At 54.4% G+C, this 518-nt stretch carries 1 protein-coding gene; it reads right to left on the reverse strand.

Features of this window, described 5'->3' with window-relative positions:
* A partial coding sequence (locus tag RJT48_RS20605) for a winged helix-turn-helix domain-containing protein (RefSeq protein ID WP_311174240.1) occupies positions 1–443 on the reverse strand: 443 nt, incomplete at its 3' end.
* Positions 444–518 lie beyond the last annotated feature (75 nt).

Consider the following 518-nt stretch of genomic DNA (forward strand, 5'->3'; position numbering starts at 1 on the left):
GCTGGCGTCACGATATACCCCGTCACCGGCTGGTCACAGGACAGACACTGTACCATAAAGTACTGGTCATCTAACCCCGCCTCAAGCTGCGTTCCACCACAGAACAGGCACATCCCTTCCGTCTCAATACTGTCAACCTCAGTTGGCTGTCTGAAATTCTCCGCAAGGATGAACCGGACGATCTGTTCACCAGCGTGTGTAAACGCGTAGCCTCCCTTGGTCTTCCGAAGATACGCCCCAGCGAGTTCGCCAAGGTGGTACGAGAGTTTCGACGTGTTGTCGATAGTGACGCGGTCGTAGATGTCTGAGAACGACAACGGTGTAAACCCCGAATTCGACGGCTCTTGCTCAGACTGCGCGACAGCGACAGCCCGAAGAATATCTACCCGGCTCTCATCCGAGAGCAAAGCGAACATATCGGCCGCCGTTTGCTCGGAGGCCATACCCGAGTACTTGGATCCCTACACTCTTGAAACTAGACATACAGTCCGACAAAGACCACATCAGCCACTATCGGA

The sequence above is a fragment of the Halobellus ordinarius genome (assembly GCF_031823395.1).
Taxonomy (GTDB): domain Archaea; phylum Halobacteriota; class Halobacteria; order Halobacteriales; family Haloferacaceae; genus Haloquadratum; species Haloquadratum ordinarius.